Origin of the sequence: Rhodoplanes roseus, assembly GCF_003258865.1 — a bacterium.
Lineage (GTDB): Bacteria > Pseudomonadota > Alphaproteobacteria > Rhizobiales > Xanthobacteraceae > Rhodoplanes > Rhodoplanes roseus.
This window is the reverse complement of the sequence record NZ_NPEX01000647.1, coordinates 1-604: the sequence shown is the minus strand read 5'-3', so window position 1 is coordinate 604 and position 604 is coordinate 1. Positions and strand designations below refer to the sequence as shown.

Genomic DNA, 604 nt, shown 5'->3' with positions numbered 1-604 from the left:
TCGTCGGACACCGGCAGGCCGCCCTCCCAGTCGACCGGCCCGCCGATCGCCGCCTCGGCGAGGCTGAGCATGCGGGCCGCGATGCCGCGCGGCCGGGCGAAGCGCCCGGGCGGCCGCCGCGACGAGAACAGGTAACCGGGCAGGCAGCAGTAGAAGCCGCGATGCGACAGGAACAGGCGGGCGAGCAGCACGGTCAGGCCGCGGGTGCGCGAATCGAACACCAGCTCGAACGGCGGCAGCTTCCTCAATCGCCCGACCACCGGCAGCGGCGGACGCGTCAGCCCGGCGTGCTCGATCACGTTGGAGATCAGCGGAAGCACGAAGGGCGCGAGCTCGTGCGCCATCGACGTCTGGTGGCTGGCGATCCACCAGATCGGCCGCCCCGGATAGGCCCGCGCGATCGCCCGCAGGAACGGCATCTTGAGCAGGGAGTCGCCGAGCCCCTCGCGGTCGACGATGACGGCGATGGGGCGGAGATCTCCGGCGGGCGGGGCGGAGGACGAAGCAACGGACACGGAAGCACTCACGACGCGATGCTGATGGGGGCGGCGGTGCGGCTCGCTCCAAACCCTCTCCCCTCGCGGGAGAGGGTGCCGAGCGAAAG

General features: G+C 72.2%; 1 protein-coding gene. It reads right to left on the bottom strand.

The genetic code is table 11. The features are described from left to right. On the bottom strand, nucleotides 1-515 hold a 515-nt coding region (locus CH341_RS31785), incomplete at its 3' end, for a glycosyltransferase family 9 protein (RefSeq protein ID WP_483475701.1). Between the last annotated feature and the right edge of the window lie 89 nt (nucleotides 516-604).